This is a genomic window from Rhodococcus baikonurensis (genome assembly GCF_040489275.1).
Taxonomy (GTDB): Bacteria; Actinomycetota; Actinomycetes; order Mycobacteriales; family Mycobacteriaceae; genus Rhodococcus_F; species Rhodococcus_F baikonurensis.
On sequence record NZ_JBEUOQ010000002.1, the window covers coordinates 260,776 to 277,409 of the forward strand.

General features: G+C 62.3%; 17 protein-coding genes. 11 read left to right on the forward strand and 6 right to left on the reverse strand.

Annotation, left to right across the window (positions count from 1 at the left end; genetic code table 11):
• Positions 1 to 39: 39 nt before the first annotated feature.
• The 4 genes from ABWI03_RS05415 to ABWI03_RS05430 are packed head-to-tail and all read right to left on the reverse strand — an operon-like array spanning position 40 to position 4,071.
• Positions 40 to 1,668, reverse strand: coding sequence for a long-chain-fatty-acid--CoA ligase (locus tag ABWI03_RS05415; RefSeq protein ID WP_298777378.1), 1,629 nt, complete (start codon positions 1,666 to 1,668; stop codon positions 40 to 42).
• Positions 1,665 to 2,720: an NAD(P)H-dependent amine dehydrogenase family protein gene (locus ABWI03_RS05420; RefSeq protein WP_124567496.1), complete on the reverse strand. Its 1,056-nt coding sequence runs from the start codon at positions 2,718 to 2,720 to the stop codon at positions 1,665 to 1,667. The genes ABWI03_RS05415 and ABWI03_RS05420 overlap by 4 nt, the downstream gene beginning before the upstream one ends.
• Positions 2,717 to 3,487, reverse strand: a complete 771-nt coding sequence (locus ABWI03_RS05425; RefSeq protein WP_124567495.1) for an SDR family oxidoreductase — start codon at positions 3,485 to 3,487, stop codon at positions 2,717 to 2,719. Before ABWI03_RS05425 ends, ABWI03_RS05420 begins: the two co-directional genes overlap by 4 nt.
• A complete protein-coding gene (locus tag ABWI03_RS05430) occupies positions 3,484 to 4,071 on the reverse strand; it encodes a nuclear transport factor 2 family protein (RefSeq protein WP_235170039.1) in 588 nt (195 codons plus the stop codon). The genes ABWI03_RS05425 and ABWI03_RS05430 overlap by 4 nt, the downstream gene beginning before the upstream one ends.
• A gap of 114 nt (positions 4,072 to 4,185) precedes the next feature.
• On the opposite strand from ABWI03_RS05430, the gene ABWI03_RS05435 reads away from it, so the two are divergent.
• The 9 genes from ABWI03_RS05435 to ABWI03_RS05475 all read left to right on the forward strand — a co-directional run bounded on the left by ABWI03_RS05435 (position 4,186) and on the right by ABWI03_RS05475 (position 13,009).
• Complete coding sequence (locus tag ABWI03_RS05435) at positions 4,186 to 4,989, forward strand: ABC transporter ATP-binding protein (RefSeq protein ID WP_095971128.1); 804 nt, start codon at positions 4,186 to 4,188, stop codon at positions 4,987 to 4,989.
• Positions 4,986 to 5,699: an ABC transporter ATP-binding protein gene (locus ABWI03_RS05440; RefSeq protein WP_298777379.1), complete on the forward strand. Its 714-nt coding sequence runs from the start codon at positions 4,986 to 4,988 to the stop codon at positions 5,697 to 5,699. Before ABWI03_RS05435 ends, ABWI03_RS05440 begins: the two co-directional genes overlap by 4 nt.
• A 3-nt stretch (positions 5,700 to 5,702) precedes the next feature.
• Positions 5,703 to 6,599 (forward strand): branched-chain amino acid ABC transporter permease, encoded by an 897-nt coding sequence (locus ABWI03_RS05445; protein ID WP_298777380.1) that lies wholly within the window; start codon positions 5,703 to 5,705, stop codon positions 6,597 to 6,599.
• Positions 6,596 to 7,684 carry a branched-chain amino acid ABC transporter permease gene (locus ABWI03_RS05450; protein WP_298777381.1) on the forward strand — a complete coding sequence of 363 codons (1,089 nt, stop codon included), beginning with the start codon at positions 6,596 to 6,598 and terminating at the stop codon, positions 7,682 to 7,684. The genes ABWI03_RS05445 and ABWI03_RS05450 overlap by 4 nt, the downstream gene beginning before the upstream one ends.
• Positions 7,685 to 7,742: 58 nt before the next feature.
• Positions 7,743 to 9,026: an ABC transporter substrate-binding protein gene (locus ABWI03_RS05455; RefSeq protein WP_298777382.1), complete on the forward strand. Its 1,284-nt coding sequence runs from the start codon at positions 7,743 to 7,745 to the stop codon at positions 9,024 to 9,026.
• A 12-nt stretch (positions 9,027 to 9,038) separates the two neighbouring features.
• Positions 9,039 to 10,760, forward strand: a complete 1,722-nt coding sequence (locus ABWI03_RS05460; protein WP_298777383.1) for a class I adenylate-forming enzyme family protein — start codon at positions 9,039 to 9,041, stop codon at positions 10,758 to 10,760.
• The gene (locus ABWI03_RS05465; RefSeq protein ID WP_298777384.1) at positions 10,757 to 11,158 is read left to right on the forward strand and encodes a nuclear transport factor 2 family protein; all 402 of its coding nucleotides are present in this window, start codon (positions 10,757 to 10,759) and stop codon (positions 11,156 to 11,158) included. The genes ABWI03_RS05460 and ABWI03_RS05465 overlap by 4 nt, the downstream gene beginning before the upstream one ends.
• A 4-nt stretch (positions 11,159 to 11,162) precedes the next feature.
• On the forward strand, positions 11,163 to 12,143 hold the full coding sequence (locus ABWI03_RS05470; RefSeq protein WP_234036840.1) for an LLM class F420-dependent oxidoreductase: 981 nt from the start codon (positions 11,163 to 11,165) through the stop codon (positions 12,141 to 12,143).
• Between the two features lie 65 nt (positions 12,144 to 12,208).
• Complete coding sequence (locus tag ABWI03_RS05475; RefSeq protein WP_200316326.1) at positions 12,209 to 13,009, forward strand: crotonase/enoyl-CoA hydratase family protein; 801 nt, start codon at positions 12,209 to 12,211, stop codon at positions 13,007 to 13,009.
• 46 nt (positions 13,010 to 13,055) lie between these two features.
• Here ABWI03_RS05475 and ABWI03_RS05480 read toward each other — a convergent pair whose 3' ends face one another.
• Entirely contained in the window at positions 13,056 to 14,357 is a 1,302-nt protein-coding gene (locus ABWI03_RS05480) for an MFS transporter (RefSeq protein ID WP_298777385.1), read from the reverse strand.
• A gap of 266 nt (positions 14,358 to 14,623) precedes the next feature.
• Positions 14,624 to 15,811 carry an ROK family transcriptional regulator gene (locus ABWI03_RS05485; RefSeq protein WP_298777386.1) on the reverse strand — a complete coding sequence of 396 codons (1,188 nt, stop codon included), beginning with the start codon at positions 15,809 to 15,811 and terminating at the stop codon, positions 14,624 to 14,626.
• Positions 15,812 to 16,004: 193 nt separating this feature from the next.
• Between ABWI03_RS05485 and ABWI03_RS05490 the strand changes: the two genes are divergently transcribed.
• Complete coding sequence (locus ABWI03_RS05490; protein ID WP_206028823.1) at positions 16,005 to 16,259, forward strand: DUF3263 domain-containing protein; 255 nt, start codon at positions 16,005 to 16,007, stop codon at positions 16,257 to 16,259.
• A 53-nt stretch (positions 16,260 to 16,312) separates the two neighbouring features.
• On the forward strand, positions 16,313 to 16,630 hold the full coding sequence (locus ABWI03_RS05495; protein WP_003946343.1) for a WhiB family transcriptional regulator: 318 nt from the start codon (positions 16,313 to 16,315) through the stop codon (positions 16,628 to 16,630).
• The last annotated feature ends 4 nt before the right edge of the window (positions 16,631 to 16,634 follow it).

Sequence of the window (16,634 nt, forward strand, 5' to 3'; positions counted from 1 at the left end):
ATCGCTCGTAGCGATCGGCCCCGATTTCCTGTCATGGACTCAGGTGAAGTCCTGTCGCAAGCGAGTCTTGAGAAGCTTTCCACTCGCGTTACGTGGCAGCTCCTCGACGAACCGAACTGCACTGGGGCACTTGAAGTGAGCCAGCCGCTCGCGTGACCACTCGATGATCTCGGCTTCGGCGGCATCGGAGTCGCCGGCTCGAACGACCACCGCAACGGGAGTCTCACCCCAGCGATCGGAATGAACGCCGACTACGGCGACCTCCCGGATTCCGGGGTGGCCGGAGAGAACGCTCTCCACCTCGGCGGGATAGACGTTCTCACCGCCGGAGACGATCATGTCCTTGAGACGGTCGTGGAGATAGAGATACCCGTCCTCGTCGAACGATCCGCCGTCTCCGGTGCGAAGCCAGCCCCCGTCCAACATGGTGGCGGCAGTAGCCGCCTCGTTGCGCCAGTAGCGCTTCATGACGTGAGCGCCGCCGATGACGACCTCGCCGCGGGCTCCGACCGGGACGTCTTCGAGGGTCACGGGATCGATGATGCGGATGGGTACGCCGAACATCGGCTGCCCGACCGACTTCAACCGATGCGCGGTCGACTCGTCGGTTGCCCGATGATCTTCCGGGGTCAGCATCGTGACACCGCCGGTCGATTCGGTGAGTCCGTAAGCCTGCAGGAAACTGCATCCGAAGACCTTGGTGGCGTCCTGCAACAGCGGCAGTGGCATCGGAGCGGCTCCGTAGACCAGGAACTGCAGGGCGCTCCAATCCGCCTCGCGTACAGCAGGGAGCGAGGTCAAGACGCTGATCACCGCGGGAACGGCAACCGCATGCGTGACCTTGTACTCCTGCATCAGCGCCACTAACTCGAGGGGTCCGGCGATGGTCTTGAGAAGGAGGGCACCGCCGCCGAGCGTCGTGACCAGGGCGAGACCCAGTCCGGCTACGTGGAAGAAGGGAACCGGGCACATGGCCACCGAATCGGTGTCGAGATCGAGCAGGTGATACATGGTCGCGAGTGCGCGGCCGAGGTTGGCGCCGGTGAGTTCGATTCCCTTGGGGTGGCCGGTGGTTCCCGACGAGTAGAAGATCAGCGCTGTGTCGTCGGGACTGCGCGACGCCCCCGGATCGTCGTCCCCGACACCGGAAAGCCAGTCGTTCCACGAGACCGAGTTTCCGGCGCCGTCCACCGTGACGACGGTCCGGACGCTACCGACCGCCGCAGCGACGTCGGAGAGGCCCTCATCGCCTGCTCCGAGTACGACGACGGTCGGCTCGCTGTTGCTCAGGATGTAGTCGACCTCGCCCGGTGCCAGCCGATTGTTGACGGCCGTCAGAATCGAGCCCATCTTCGAAGATCCGTACAGAACGGAGAGAAAGGACGGTGCATTGGCGCCGATGTACGCCACCCGGTCACCTGTTCGAACACCATCGCGCAGAAGTGCATTCGCGACACGATTTGCTTCGATGTCCAGCTCGCGGAAACTGGTACGACCGTCATCGGAGATGACGGCGGTGCTCTCCGGACTGGCAATCGCCCGGCTGCGCAGCAAGTCTTCGAGATTCTGCACGGGGCGACCATCGGGTAGGAGCGCGTTCACAGAAGGTTCGCGGGTGCCGGGTTCACGGGTGGCAGTCGAACCTACGGCCGTCGGCTGAGTGGTCATGCTGAATGCTCCAATCTGAAGGGGGCAAAGACAGGGGGTTCGAAAATGCCGGTGGGAGCAGCGAGTACATGCTCGACGGCGCGCAGTGCCGGGCCCGCAGTGATGAACTGACCGGCGGTTGTCCGGCTGTTCGGATCTTGTGGTTCGACGAGATTGACGGTCATCACGATCTCGGGTTTGCCGTACAGGTGGACCTCCCATTGATCGCGCCCCACGTATTCCTCGCGATCGGGTTCCATGGTCCAGATGATGGCCAGAGTGAGGAACTGCTTTCCGTCGACGATTGCGTGCCAGCGCCATTCGGTGGTTCCGACGGTTCCCGCGGCGATGCGTCCGGCGGCGACGTCGAGATCCGTTCGCGCCGCGACGACCCTGTGATCGGACACGACTTCGTCGTAGGTGATGCCCAGTCGTTCGCACATGAACGCGATGGTTTCCAGATACAGCGACGCGTACAGCGAGGGCAACGGCCCGGTGCCGTCCAGTTCTTCCGGGGGCGAGCCCATTCCCATGACGGTGAACGCGAAGTCGGGGTCAGGCATGCCGCGAGCGTCGAGCACTTCGTCGATCGTGATGCGGTCGAGTTCGATGGATGTTCCCGTCAGCGCCAACGCCAATCGCTCACCGATGACACCCGGGCTCACCCCGACGCCGAAGAGCGTCGAATCACCTTCCTTGCATGCTTGGGCGAACATGTGCTCGCGCTCGGTGCCGTGTGCGCGGGGGAAGTGCTGCCCGGCCGTCGTGATCACGTTGATCCCGGCGCGAAGCAGACGGCACAGATCGTCGTCGTGGCGTTCGTACGGAATCTGCAAACGTGGACTGTGGATGAGAACCTGTGGGCGCGAGCGGATGATCTCGTCCACGCTGCGTGTGGCGATCACGCCCGTCGGCGCGCGTCTGGCTATGTCGCCGGCATCGCGACCGGCCTTGGCGTCGCTGTAGACGTACAGGCCGACCAACTCCAGGTCGGGGCGATCGATGATTCCGCGTAGCGCGGTCTTGCCGATGGCTCCGGTCGCCCACTGGGCAACACGAATCGGATCGGTCATGATCGGGTGGTCAGTTCGCCGGCGAAGAGGAGCTTGCCCAGGCCACGTTCGTACCGAATCGGGTCGCGTGCCAGGCGCGCACGGGCATCGATTGCCATGAAATCGGTGTCGCACGTCCACTCGCCGCGTTGCATCGCGGCGAGTCCGGTCGCGGCGATGTCGAGAGGATTCTCCTTGTGGCCCTGCACGTGTGACGCCATGCGGGTGTCGACGCTGCCGACGATCAACGAGGTGACGGTGATGCCGTGCGGTTCGAGTTCGGCGCGAGCGATGCCGCCGAGTGACAGAGCAGCCGCCTTGGCTGGTGAATAGCCGCCCATGAAGGCGGTGGGTGCGATTGCGGCGACTGACAAGACGTTGACTATCGATCCTCCACCGCGGGCTGCGAGCACCGGCGCGAAGGCTCGAATCATCGTCAAAGGCCCGAAGTAGTTGACCTCCATCTCGGCTCGAGCGGCCTCTCGGTCGTCGGCCTCGATCAAGCGATTCCCGGTGAACAGTCCGGCGTTGTTGACGACGACCGTGGTGTCACCGCACGCCCCGGCGGCCGCGTCGACGAGTCCTGGATCGGTGACGTCGAGTTCGACGATGTGTGCACCGGCGGCTCGGAGCTCTGCCGGCACCTCGTCGGGATTTCGCACCCCTGCATAGATTTTGGCTGCGCCCATCAACTTCGCCTGTTGGACGAAAGCCAGGCCGAGGCCTCGATTGGCTCCGGTGACGAGGACGGTCGCGCCCTCGACCGGAGTTCCGCGAAACGTTGTCATGAGTTCTCCTGTGTCTGGCGGGTGTAGATGAGGTCGTCGGGGAATTTCTTGCTCTTCTTCAATGACGTTTCAGGTGCGAGCATCCCGAAGATCCAGCCTTCGGCTGTGGCCATGTCGTGGTTCCAGTCCCACCGCAGTGCGCGGTGGCGGATTCCCCACCGGCCGTCCTCGTACCCGAAGCGGTCGATCAGGCGTGCCGAGGTGAGTGTGTCGGCTATGCCGTCCGAGTGCTTGATTCGCGCGAATGCGAGCACGTAAGACTCGACGTCTGCGGCATTCCCGTCGAGTTCGATCAAGACGTTGGTCATTGCGTGGGTGGTCAGCGACCGTGGGTGGGTGATGGCCCCGGCGATGTGGTCGATGTAGTCGTCGGCGGTGCCGGTGAAGACACCCCCGTGGTCTTCGGTTGCGCCGGGCAGATAACACCGCCTGGCGTCCTCGACGTCGCCGCGGTCTGCGGCTCGGAGGAAACGAGCCAGAACTTCGTAGATTTCCTGCTTGGCGACGAGAGCGTCGACCGGGCTGTAGTCCCTGACATCTGGGCCCCCGCCGCTGTCGACTGCGTGAATGTTGTTGGACCTCACGATGATGTCCCTTCTCGGCTCCGGATCGGGGGCCGCACGTTGACGGAGTGCCTCTGCTTACTGTAGTAATCTCTATCACACTGTTAATTGAAGTGTCACGAGGAGGTGAAACCAATGCTTGGAAACACACCACCCGCACAACCTGGGAATGCACCGGTCGTACTCACGCTTTCCGACGTGTCGATCGAGTTCGGCGGAGTCACGGCTCTCGACGACGTCGGCTTCGACGTCCGCGCGGGTCAGATCTGCGGACTCATCGGACCCAACGGCGCTGGTAAGACCACGCTGTTCAACTGCATCACAAGGATTTACGAACCGAGTCGCGGTGTCATCACCTGGCAAGGAACCGACCTCTTGGGATTGCGCCCCTATGCGTTGGCATCTGCCGGGATCGCCCGAACTTTTCAGAATCTCGCTCTGTTCGGCGGCATGAGCGTCTTCGACAACACGATGGTCGGGGGATCGTCGCGAGGTCGCTTCGGGCTCGCGAGTGGGCTTCTCGGTTGGCCTCCGGCGCGCGCCCGAGTCCGAGAACTACGAGAGAAGGCCTGGTACCTGCTCGAACGTCTCGAACTCGTCGACGTCGCCAACGCACCCGCGTCCGGTCTACCGTTCGGAACTCTCAAGCGTGTCGAACTGGCACGAGCATTGATGTCCGAGCCTTCGCTGCTTCTGCTCGACGAACCCGCCGGTGGGCTCACACACAGCGAAGTCAAGGAGTTGGGAGAACTGATCGTCTCGCTCCGCGACGACTTCGGCTTTGGCGCGCTTCTGGTCGAACACCACATGGGATTGGTGCTGGGTATCTCCGATCATGTTGTCGCACTGAACTTCGGCCACAAGATCGCTGAAGGTACTCCGGCGGAGATCCAGCAGAACGACGCCGTGATCAATGCTTATCTGGGGCGTGCGGCATGACCCTGCTCAGCGTCGACGATCTACATGCCGGTTACGGGCGAGGCAACGTACTGCACGGGATTTCGCTCGACGTGGAACCCGGCGGGGTAGCTGTCGTTCTCGGCGCGAACGGTGCCGGCAAGACCACCATGATGCGTGCTCTGGCCGGATTGATTCCGCATCAGGGAGCGATCACTTTCAACGGTTCGCCGTTGGGATCCAAACCTGAACGCGCCGTCGCCGCCGGCGTCAGCCTTGTCCCACAGGGCCGTGGAACTCTCGGTCAACTGTCGGTACGTGACAACCTTCTCGTCGGCGCTGCGCTTCGTAAGGACAAGGCGGAGATCGAGGCCGACATCGAGCGGTGGTGTGAGACTTTCCCGGTGCTCGCGAGGAGGTCCACACAGTTGGCCGGTTCGCTGTCCGGCGGTGAACAGCAGATGCTCGCAGTCGCAAGGGCGTTGATGAGCCGTCCCACCTTACTGTTGTGCGACGAGCCGAGCCTGGGACTGGCCCCCATCGTCATCGCCGAATTATTCGACACGCTCGGTGCGATCAACCGGAGCGATGGAACTGCATTGCTGATCGTGGAACAGAACGCCGATCTCGCGATGAAACTCGCGACGAAGGTATTCCTGCTCGACGTAGGCATCATCGTCGCTGCCGGAACGCCCGAGGAATTTCGTTCCGACGACGTCGTGCGCAGCGCTTACCTCGGGTACCAGGAGTAAACGGTGACACTCTTTCTCGAACGACTCATCTCGGGATTGACCAACGGGTCGATCTACGCAATTCTCGCGCTGGCACTCGTGGTGGTGTTTCGTGCCACCGGCACGATCAACTTCGCTCAGGGCGAGTTGGCGCTGTTCACAACTTTTGTCGCTTGGTGGCTGACGACGATGTCGTGGCCGATCTGGTCGGCGATCGGAGCGGCCCTTGCATTGGGGTTCCTGCTCGGAGCGTTGATGGAGCGTCTGCTGATCCGGCCGGTACAGCGTCGAAGCGACATGGCGGTGCTGATCGTGGCACTGGGATTGTTCACCGGGCTCAACTCACTCGCCGGGATGCTGTGGGGGAGCGATACGAAGATCATGCCAAGCCCGTTCCCGAACGGTCCCACCGACTACATCTCGGTGGGCGGTGCGCGCGTGTACGGCGACGCACTCGGCGTACTTGTGGCGCTCGTTGTCCTACTTGTGTTGATGTCCTTGCTCTTTCGCAAGACGAGAGTCGGTTTGCACATGCGTGCAGTCGCGGACAATGCCGAATCTGCCACTCTCGCGGGGGTTTCGACCAGCCGGATCCTGGCGATCGGTTGGGGTGCTGCGGCCGCGATCGGTGCCCTGGCCGGTGTCCTGGTCACTCCGCTCTCGCCGCAACAACTCGGTCTCACGACCATGTTCCCGATCTTCATCGCAGCATCCGCCGCAGCGCTGTTCGGCGGTCTGGACAGTCTCGTCGGCGCCGTGGTCGGCGGGTTGACGATCGGTGTCCTGGAATCGATGCTCAGCGGCTACATTTCGGTGATCGGCGGCTCGCTGCAGCAGACGTCCGCCCTGTTGATCATCGTGGTGATCCTCTTCGTCCGACCCAATGGACTGTTCGGTACCAAGAAACTGGAGCGGGTATGACGACGCTTGCCGAGAGAAATGAACCTGCGGTCGCCGAGAAGGCGGTCGGGCGACCGCGTGTAGTGGTCGCCGGATCGACGTCGTACCGGGTACTCCAGTTGGTTCTGCTTGTGGCCGCCGTGTGTGCGTTGCTTCTCGCGTCACAGAGCGCGCCGTTTCGCGTGGGGCAGTTCACGAGCGTCTTCATCATTGCGATTGCCATTGCCGGACTGAATATCGTCAGCGGCTACACCGGACTTCTGTCGATCGGCCATTCTGCTTTCTTCGGCCTAGGCGCGTACACGACCGGCGTTCTGATCGTCGATCGCGGATACTCACCCTTGACCACGATTCCGATGGCAGTCGTATTGTGTTTTGCACTAGGGCTTCTCGTCGGTCTTCCCTCGTTGCGGATCAAGGGGCTGTATCTGGCTCTCGTTACGCTCGCCGTTGCTGTGGCATTTCCCGAAGTGATCCGCAAGACGGGCGATCTGACCGGTGGCGCCGCCGGCATGGTCGTTCGTGCAAATCTTCTGATCCCGCCGAAATGGACCGGTCTGACCCGAGCCGACACCTACCTCTGGATCTTCTGGGTGTCGGTGGTGACGCTGGCAGTTGTCATGCTCCTGATCCGTAATCTCGTCAAGAGTCGATTCGGTCTGGCTATGGTCGCGGTGCGCGACAACGAGATCGCGGCGACCGCAAACGGCATCAATGTCGCGAAGGTCAAGATTCTCGCCTTCGGGCTTTCCGGCGCGATCACGGGCCTGGCAGGTTCGCTGTTCACGATGTACATCGGCGCGCTCTCGCCCGAGTCCTTCTCGCTGATGAAGTCGATCGAGTTCATCACCGGACTGGTATTGGGCGGAATCGCAACCCAATTCGGCCCGATCGTCGGGGCAACGGCAGTGGTGTTCCTGCCGTACTACACCGGCAGCGTCACCGACGGCCCCGTGTCGGGAGTGGTGTTCGGCGCGGTACTGATCGCGATCGTGTTCTTGATGCCTGACGGAATCGTCGGCCGAATCAACAGCGTTCTCCGACGGTTCGTCCTCGTGGTTCCCGCAGATCATCCCAAATATCGCGAGGGTGAGCCTCGCACCTGAGCACCATCTCCCTCGCCCGCAATCGTTTCTCTCCACTCACAGCAAGGAATTGGACGACATGAAAAGGCAGACCACGATTCCCGCAGTCATCGCCGCTGCAGCACTACTCCTTTCGGCCTGCGGAGGCAGCTCCGACGCAGAGAGCGACACGTCGACATCGGCCGGCGCAGTATCGGTCGACGACTGCAGCGACCCCAGTGGTGCTGCAGCGCCGATCACCGACAAACTCACGGTGGGATGGAGTGGGCCGACGTCCGGCCCGCTCGCCGACGCAGTCGGCAACGTGATCGAAGGAATGCGAGCACGGTTCGAGGTGGCGAACGCGGCCGGTGGTGTCGGCGGTGTCAAGCTCGACGTCGTGGTCAAGGACGATGCATTCTCCCCGGAGCGCGCCAAAGCCAATGTCGGAGAGTTCATCCAGAAGGACAAGGTCGACGTTCTGGGCACCTTCGGAGCCGGGCAGTTGAACGCGATCGCGGACGATCAGACCACCGCCTGCGTGCCGCTCCTCTTTGCGCAGGCAGGCATGCCCGAGTTCCGGGTCATCGAAGACTTTCCGTGGACCACGGAGTATCTACCGGACCCGGGCGTCGAGATGGAGGTCGTGGTCGAAAGCTTGAAGAAGAAGTATCCGAACGGCGCCAAGGTTGCACTGGCCACGAACCAGACGGAGTCCGGACAGGGGATCGCCAACGGCTTCAAATCCGCGATCGAAGGAACCAACTTCGAGATTGCGGCCGAGGAAGCCTTGACCGACCCCAAGACGGCGGCGTCGACTCTCAAGGCCAGCGGCGCCGAGGTTTTGGTGGTTGCCGGTGTCACCACCGACTGCCTCGCGATCACTCAGGCGATCGGACGTGTCGGATGGAAGCCCGACACCGTGATTCAGCCGTCGAACTGCGTCGACGGTGCGACCCTGTACGCACCCGCCGGTGATGCTGCCGACGGGCAGCAGGTGATGGTGTGGCTCAAGGATCCCAACAACGCTCTCTACAAGGACGACGTGGCGGTGCGTGACTACCTGTCCGGTGCAGCTGCTCACGGTGCCGATTCCCCGACCAACAGTTACACCGTGAACGGCTGGGCCATCGGTGACCTGTTGGTGGACAACTTCACTCGGGCCTCTCAGTCGTCCGACGGACTCTCACGCGCCACGATCATGAGTGCCGCGCGAACGCAGGACTACCACCCGCCGATGTTCATCGACGGAATCAAGTTCACGATGACCGCCGATCATGCATTGGGAATCCTGGCATTCCAGCCGTTCGAGTGGAACGCCGCCACCCAGGCGTTCGAGAAGCAGGGCGACGTGATCGACATTTCCGGCCGTTACGAGAACTGAAACGAGACGCGAATGAACAAGACACACAGGGGATTGCACCCTCGCAGCAAGGTGGACGAATACACCTCGAAGGGGTGGTGGTCCGAAGAGACGATCGATCAGGTGTTCCGGACGCAAGTGCGGGTGCGCGGTGACGAACTCGCGGTGGTTGATCCGGCGAACCGGAGCGAGTTGTCCGGCGGAGATCCACGACGCCTCAGCTGGAACCAACTGGACAGTGAAGTCATCTCGCTCGCTGCTCGATTCAGTGAGGTGGGCTTGAGCCGGGGAGATGTTCTGGGCGTGCAGATGCCCAACACGGTCGAACTGGTCGAGGTCTACCTTGCCGCGTGGTCGCTGGGGGTCGTGGTCTCACCCTTGCCCATGCAGTACCGCGAACGTGAAGTGGAAGGAATGGCCAACCAGGCAGCGTTTGCAGCGTTTGTCACCGTACCCAGCTTCGGGGACAGACTCCCCGCTACGGAGATCGCAGCAATCAGATCCAGGATCCCCTCCCTGAGATCGGTATTCGCCTACGCTCCCGCGTCCGAGCTTCCGGCCGAGTTGCCGGCAGGCGTCGATGGGCTGAGTCCTCAGGCGGCCACCGAAACGCAGCGCAGTGAATTGGACAGGCGGAACACCGAAGATCCGAACGACCCCAACGACGCGATGACGATCTGTTGGACCTCCGGAACCGAAAGCGAGCCGAAGGGGGTCCCACGTTCACACTACGAATGGCTGGCCATCTGCTGGGCCACGATCGATGCTCCCGACATCGTCGTCGACGACGTCTTGTTGAACCCGTTCCCGATGGTCAACATGGCCGGAATCAACGGAATGTTCCTGCCGTGGCTTCGCACGGGATGTGTACTGGTACAACACCACCCGTTCGACCTTCGAGTGTTCCTCGGGCAGATCGAGGCCGAGCGAGTGACGTACACGGTAGCGCCGCCTGCGTTGTTGTGGATGCTGCTCGCCGACGAGTCGATGCTCGCGGCAGTCGACCTGTCGAGCCTGACGCGGATAGGTTCGGGTTCGGTGCCGCTGCAACCTCCGATGGTGCGGGGATGGCAGGAGCGGTTCGGAATCGGAGTCATCAACTTCTTCGGTTCCAACGAAGGAATCAGTCTGCTCTCTTCGCCCGCGGACATGCCGGATCCGGACGACCGCGCACGGTACTTCCCTCGCTTCGGTGTCGAGAACTTTCACTGGAGCACCAGGATCTCGGACTGGATGGACGTGCGCTTGGTCGACGTGGTCACCGGCAAGGACATCACCGAAGTCGGGCAACCGGGTGAGTTGCGCATCAGCGGACCGACAGTCTTTGCCGGCTATCTCGGCGATCGTCCGTCACCGTTCGACGAACGCGGATTCCTCTGCACCGGAGACATCTTCGAAATCGCCGGTGACCATGGACAGTTCCTCCGCTACCTGGATCGAGGCAAAGACCTTGTGATCCGCGGTGGAATGAACATCGCTCCAGCCGAATTGGAGGGATTGATCGCCGAGCATCCGGCAGTTGCGGACGTGGCCGTCATCGGCGACCCCGACGAAGTACTCGGTGAGCGCGTCGCAGCAGTGGTGACACTGCGACCCGAGGCGGAACTAGAGCTGGATGCTCTGGTTGCGTTCCTGAAAGACAAGCGCATTGCCTCGTACAAGCTTCCCGAGCGGCTGGAGGTTCGGAAAGAGTTGCCGCGCAATTCGACCGGAAAGATTCTCAAGCGTGAACTTCGACAGAAGAGTGTGGCATGAGTGTGATGAACGACAGTGACAAACTCGCGCTGGCACGTGAGATGTTCCAGGCCTGGGACGTCATGGACTGGACACGCGTCGTCGACTTGTTCGCCGATGACGGTGTGCTCCACAGCGTCATGCAGGAACCTCTTGTCGGCAAGGAGGCCGTTGCGGGCCGAATTGCGTTACTGGCAAGCAAGTGTGAACGAATCACCCTGAAGATCGAGTCTCTCGGCGTGATCGACGGAAGGGTATTTGTGCAGCGAGTGGACGACTTCCACTTCGACGGTACCCATGGCGTCGTTCCTGTTGTCGGAATCCTCAGCATGGCAGATGGACGGATCACCGAGTGGCTCGAGTACTACGACCGTCCGACACTGTTGAAGGGAATGGGTCTTGTCTCCGACTTCGAGTAGAGGTTTGCCGACCATCGACATCTCCCTGGGGTTGTGGCAGGACCGTCCGCCGCAGGAGGTGACCACTACCGCGCGCCTCGCCGACAAACTGGGGTTCGGCCGAGTGTGGGTGGGGGAGATGGCGACGTACGACGCCTTTGCGCTGGCGACGTCGGTCGGCGTCGGCTTCGAGCACTCCGAACTGGTGGTCGGCCCGCTCGCGGTGACGGTTCGTGATCCGGCGATGATCGCGATCGGGGCGGCGTCGGTGGCCGATCTCACCGGGCGCCCCGTATCGATCGCCTTGGGTACGTCCAGCACTGTCGTGGTCGAAAAATGGCATGGACGAAGCAGGTCCGGGGCAGCTCGGGCGCTCGCGGAGTCCGCCCGCGGTGTGCGAGCGCTCATGAACGGCGAGCGGGGCGAAGTCGCCGGCACGGTGATGCGGACCAGTGGATACCGGCTGCGACTTCAAACGCCGGGCGGCCGGCTGATCGTTGCGGCATTCGGGGACAAGGCGCTTCGGGCCGCGGTGGAGTTGGGCGACGAACTGGTGCTCAATCTGGTCAGCCCGGAGCAAGCGGGGCGCCTGATCACACGGTGCAAGGAAATCGCTGCCGAGTTGGAAACCGGCATGCCTTTCGTGTCGGTGTGGGCACCGGCTGCCGTCGCCGAGAATGGACCGTCACAGGTGTCGATCGATCAACTTCGACGCGGGCTCGTACCGTATCTGGCTGCTCCGGGGTACTCGGACATGTTCGTCCGCGCGGGCTTCGCTGATGTGATCGAGGCAGCCAGGGCCGGGGCCGCGCCGCGCGAGCTCTTGAGCCAGGTCTCGGACGCGATGGTGGCAACGGTGGGAATCGTCGGCACTCCGGCCGATGCCCGCGAGCAACTCGAGGCGTACCGAGCGGCGGGAGTGGACTCCGTCGTGGCCGTGCCTTCATCCACTGATTCGGATCCGGCCGGGAAAGTGACCATGGAACTTCTTGCGGAGATGGCATGACGAACCCCCGACGAACTTACTCTCAGGTAAGTTCGTCGGGGGTATGTCTAACCGAAGGAGTAGCCGTGAGTGATCGCGTTCGTGTCGAGGTAGTGCAGTCGGTGGCGTACGTGACGCTCAGCCGACCGGAGAAACTCAACGGTCTCGATCTGGACATGCTCGACGCCCTGGTGGACGCCGCTCGAACTATCGAAGCTGATCGTTCGATCCGGGGCGTGATTCTTCAAGGCGCGGGTGACGCGTTCTCGGCCGGGTTGGACTTCGCCTCTGCGGGTAAGCAACCGAGGCGCATGGCGAAGGCCTTCGCGAAATTTCCCGGTCAGAAGACCAACCTCTTTCAACGCGCGTGCTGGGTGTGGCGCGAATTGCCCGTGCCGGTCATCGCGGTCGTTCATGGGCACTGCTTCGGTGGTGGACTGCAATTGGCGCTCGCCGCAGACTTTCGATTCTCCACGCCCGATTGCACGTTCTCGGTGATGGAAGCGAAGTGGGGATTGATCCCCGATATGACCGGAACGGTCACGATGCGCGAACTCGCGACGATGGACGTCGTGAAACGCCTTGCCATGACTGCTGAACTGTTCGACGGAGATCAGGCTCTCGAATGGGGATTCGTGAGCGGAGTCAGCGACGATCCGATCAAACCGGCACAGGAACTGTTGTCGCAGATCACGACTCGCTCGCCGGACGCCGTCGCAGCGACGAAGACCTTGCTGCACAAGACCTGGAACCGCTCGCCTCGCGGTGCGTTCTGGATCGAGTCGCGGATTCAGTTGGCGCTGATGCGAGGCAAGAACCACAAGATCGTACGCACCGCCAATGCCGCGAAGAAGTTGCCGGAGTTCGCCTTTCGAAAGTTCGGCTGACGAACTCCGGCGTCGCGACGCCGCGGGGCGTCCACATCGAGGTCGATCACACCATCAGGTCGCGGCCAGATCGGTCCTTGATGAGCATCGTCGCGACAAACGACACTGCGGCCAACAGGGCGAGATAGATCGAGATGGCGAGAGTTCCACCGGTCTTGCCGAGGAGCCACTGCGCGACGGTGGGAGCAAAAGCGCCACCGAAAATGGTGCCGACGGCGTAGGAGATCGACGCGCCGCTGTAGCGGATCGACGCCGGGAACAGTTCGGCGAACAATGCCGGTTGAGGTCCGTACGACAGCCCGAGTCCGACCGAGAACAGAATCATTGCCACGTAGATCCAGCCGAGATTGCCGGTGTCGATGAGGAGGAAGAACGGCACCGCGAACAGGACCATCGCGAGGTTGCCCACGTTCATCACCGTGGTGCGCCCACGGCGATCCGACCAGTAGGCTCCGATCATGGTGAAAACGCCCCACGTGACGGCACTTGCGAGCGTGGCAATCAGTAGTTCGGTCTTACCCAGGCCGTAGGTCTTGGTTGCGTACGCGACGATGAATCCTCCGATCACCATGTAGCCGTTGCCGTTTGTGCCGATGAAGGACAGGGCCGCGAGTACGACCTGCTTCGGTTGCTTCTTGAACAGAGTGCGGACAGGAGTAGTGCTCTCGGTGCGGCGTTCCTTGAGTTCGGCGAACACAGGTGACTCGCTGACCTTGCTTCGGATGTAGAAACCGACGCCGATCAAGACGATGCTGAGCAGGAACGGCACTCGCCATCCCCAGGTGGTGAACTGTTCTTCCGTGAGGGTGAACGTGCACAGTGCCAAAACGCCGGTGGCGAGCAACATCCCGAGCGGTACACCCATCTGGACGAACGCTCCGAAGAACCCTCGACGTTTGGTCGGTGCGTGTTCGACGGCAAGCAGAGCAGCACCACCCCATTCGCCGCCCGTCGAAAATCCCTGGACGACACGAAGCAGGATCAACAGGATCGGCGCCCAGATGCCGATCGAGGCATACGTCGGCATCACGCCGATCAGAACCGTCGCGGCACCCATCATCGCCAACGTCGCGACCAGGACACGTTTGCGGCCGAGCCTGTCGCCGAGATAGCCGGCAACGATGGCGCCGAGAGGACGGAAGACGAAGCTGATGCCGACCGTGACGTACGAGACGATCTGGCCCGCCGAGCCCATCGGCTTGAAGAAGAGGTCCGCGAAGATCAATGCTGCAGCTTGGGCGTAGATGAAGAAGTCGTACCACTCGACGGTGGTGCCGACCATCGACGCCATCGCGGCGCGGTCGTACTCCTTGGCGGCGGGCTTGGTGCCAGTTCTGGTTGTGGTCATCGAGCTACTTTCTGCCAGTCACGTGGTTCACCGATGCGGTGAACTGCGAAGTCGGAACAGGGGAGAAACGCTGTTCGATCTGTGACGTTGCCGGTGTGCTCGGTTCATGCTTTTGGCTGACTCGGAGCTTTCCTGCGCGATCGCATTGTCGAAATTGGCAACCGAATGATCGGTAGGTAAAGGATTATGCAGATGTGTGAGCGTCAACACAAGAGGTGCTGGAAAGGTCTGATTCTCAGATGCGGAGCCAGCGAGAGAGCGGGTGGTCAGTTCTGGGGCGAGGCGGCGATGCGCAAGTCGATTTCCCGGGCGCTGAGGAGGTGGTCGAGGACGAGGACCGCGCAGCCGAGAATGCCGGATTGTGCACCGTGGCTGACCGAGGCGATCTGCAGCTTTCGGGTGGCAAGTGCTGTTGCGTTGCCGTACACGGACTCTCGAAGCCCGGCCAGGAAGAGTTCGTCCGCCTCGGCCATGTCGCCGCCGATGATCAGGACCTCGGGATTGAGGAGGTTGACCGCGCCGGAAATCACGTCGCCGATCAGTCGCCCGCTGCTTCTGATGAGCCGGCGTGCTTCGCTGTCGCCGTCCAGGGCGAGGCGGACGACGTCCCGAACGTGCCCGACACTTCGGCCCTGGTCGCAGAGTGCGTGCACGAGAGCCCAACCGCTGGCAACGGTCTCGACGCAGCCCACGTCGCCGCAGCGGCATTTCATGCCCCGTGCCGCAGCGGTTTTCGTATGTCCGATCTCGCCGGACGCTCCGAGTGAACCGCGTTGGAGGATTCCGCCCATGACGATTCCTGCGCCGAGGCCGGTTGACGCCTTGATCATCAGGAGGTTGGGCGCGCTCTCGCGTCGTTCGCTCAATTCGGCCAGAGCCATCACGTTGGCATCGTTGTCGGCAAACAGCGGCGCCGTGGTCACCGATGCCAGATAGGGGGCAAGAGCAACTCCGTCCCATCCCGCCATCATCGGAGAGTCGAGGCTTGCTCCCGCGGCGACGTCGACGGTGCCGGGAATGCTCAGCCCGATTCCGATGACTTCGGAGGACGAACGCTGGACCTGAGCCAGTAGTGACGAAAGATGCTCGGCGATTTCGGGCATCAGTTCGTCCGGGCCTACTCCGACCGACTTGTCGATGTCTTCCGCGGCGAGAATCGTGCCCGCCAGGTCGGTGACGGCAAGTTGTGCCCGCGATCGACCGATTGCGACGACCAGAACCACGCCGGACGAGTTCGCGAACGTCAGTGTGGACGGCGGCCGACCGCCCGTCGACGGGCCCTCGTCGTCATCGGCGATCAATCCGAGCGATTGAAGTGCGGCAACCCTGGCCGAAACCGCCGTCCTGGACAGGCCGGTGAGCTTCCCGATCTCGCTGCGCGTGGTCGCGGAACCGCTGCGTATCAGCGTGAATACCTCTCCTGCGGTAGCCGGAGTCGTGGACGGTCGGGTCATTGTCCTATTCAAGCATTCCTCGTCGGTAACTTCAGCGTGCGAAAGTTGCGTACTTTGTCCACAAAAAGACCTAAGTAGGTCTTGTGAAAAAGCAGAAGTAGGCATAGTCTGTGTCTTGACTCACTGCCACGGGCGTCCGAGGAGACGAGTCGCAGTTTCTGTGAAGCAGGGCGCACAAACAGGGGAGAACCTGATGAGCCGCACCGATACACAAGAGATCGTCGAATTCGCACGTAAGTGGCAGCAGTTCGACGGTGGACCTGACGAAGAGATCTTTGTGACCTTCGGCCTCGCCCCGGACGAGTATTTCCGCAGGCTGCAGGCGATTCTCGACGACGGCGCCGCAGCGCTGACTCCGCCGGTCGCCGGCGAACTCGCTTCGGTCTGCGCACATCGACTCCGCCGATCGACGAAACGGTCAGGCGTCGACGAGTCCGCCGCAGCGTAACTCCCGAGTCACCCGAATGCGTTTCACCCGAGTAAGGAATTGAGGTCGCCATCATGCACAAGCACCTTCCGATGCCGTACCCGACCGCCGAAGTGTGGGACTGGCAGCTGCAGGGAGCGTGCCGTGGGCACGATTCCGCGGTGTACTTCCACCCGGACGGCGAGCGTGGACATGCTCGCGAAAACCGTGAACGCAACGCCAAGAAGGTCTGCGCGACGTGCCCTGTACTCCAGCAGTGTCGCGAACACGCACTGTCCGTCCACGAGCCTTACGGCATCTGGGGTGGAATGACGGAGACCGAGCGCGCAGAATATGTGCGATCGCTGCGTAAGCGCAGCAACCGGATGCCCGCGGTCGCCAACGCGAGCTGACGGT

What these genes read in the sequence shown, in the direction of transcription:
- ABWI03_RS05415 (WP_298777378.1), bottom strand. Translation starts at nt 1,668, where the DNA reads ATGACCACTCAGCCGACGGCCGTAGGTTCGACTGCCACCCGTGAACCC.
- ABWI03_RS05420 (WP_124567496.1), bottom strand. Translation starts at nt 2,720, where the DNA reads ATGACCGATCCGATTCGTGTTGCCCAGTGGGCGACCGGAGCCATCGGC.
- ABWI03_RS05425 (WP_124567495.1), bottom strand. Translation starts at nt 3,487, where the DNA reads ATGACAACGTTTCGCGGAACTCCGGTCGAGGGCGCGACCGTCCTCGTC.
- ABWI03_RS05435 (WP_095971128.1), top strand. Translation starts at nt 4,186, where the DNA reads ATGCTTGGAAACACACCACCCGCACAACCTGGGAATGCACCGGTCGTA.
- ABWI03_RS05440 (WP_298777379.1), top strand. Translation starts at nt 4,986, where the DNA reads ATGACCCTGCTCAGCGTCGACGATCTACATGCCGGTTACGGGCGAGGC.
- ABWI03_RS05450 (WP_298777381.1), top strand. Translation starts at nt 6,596, where the DNA reads ATGACGACGCTTGCCGAGAGAAATGAACCTGCGGTCGCCGAGAAGGCG.
- ABWI03_RS05455 (WP_298777382.1), top strand. Translation starts at nt 7,743, where the DNA reads ATGAAAAGGCAGACCACGATTCCCGCAGTCATCGCCGCTGCAGCACTA.
- ABWI03_RS05460 (WP_298777383.1), top strand. Translation starts at nt 9,039, where the DNA reads ATGAACAAGACACACAGGGGATTGCACCCTCGCAGCAAGGTGGACGAA.
- ABWI03_RS05465 (WP_298777384.1), top strand. Translation starts at nt 10,757, where the DNA reads ATGAGTGTGATGAACGACAGTGACAAACTCGCGCTGGCACGTGAGATG.
- ABWI03_RS05480 (WP_298777385.1), bottom strand. Translation starts at nt 14,357, where the DNA reads ATGACCACAACCAGAACTGGCACCAAGCCCGCCGCCAAGGAGTACGAC.
- ABWI03_RS05485 (WP_298777386.1), bottom strand. Translation starts at nt 15,811, where the DNA reads ATGACCCGACCGTCCACGACTCCGGCTACCGCAGGAGAGGTATTCACG.
- ABWI03_RS05490 (WP_206028823.1), top strand. Translation starts at nt 16,005, where the DNA reads ATGAGCCGCACCGATACACAAGAGATCGTCGAATTCGCACGTAAGTGG.
- ABWI03_RS05495 (WP_003946343.1), top strand. Translation starts at nt 16,313, where the DNA reads ATGCACAAGCACCTTCCGATGCCGTACCCGACCGCCGAAGTGTGGGAC.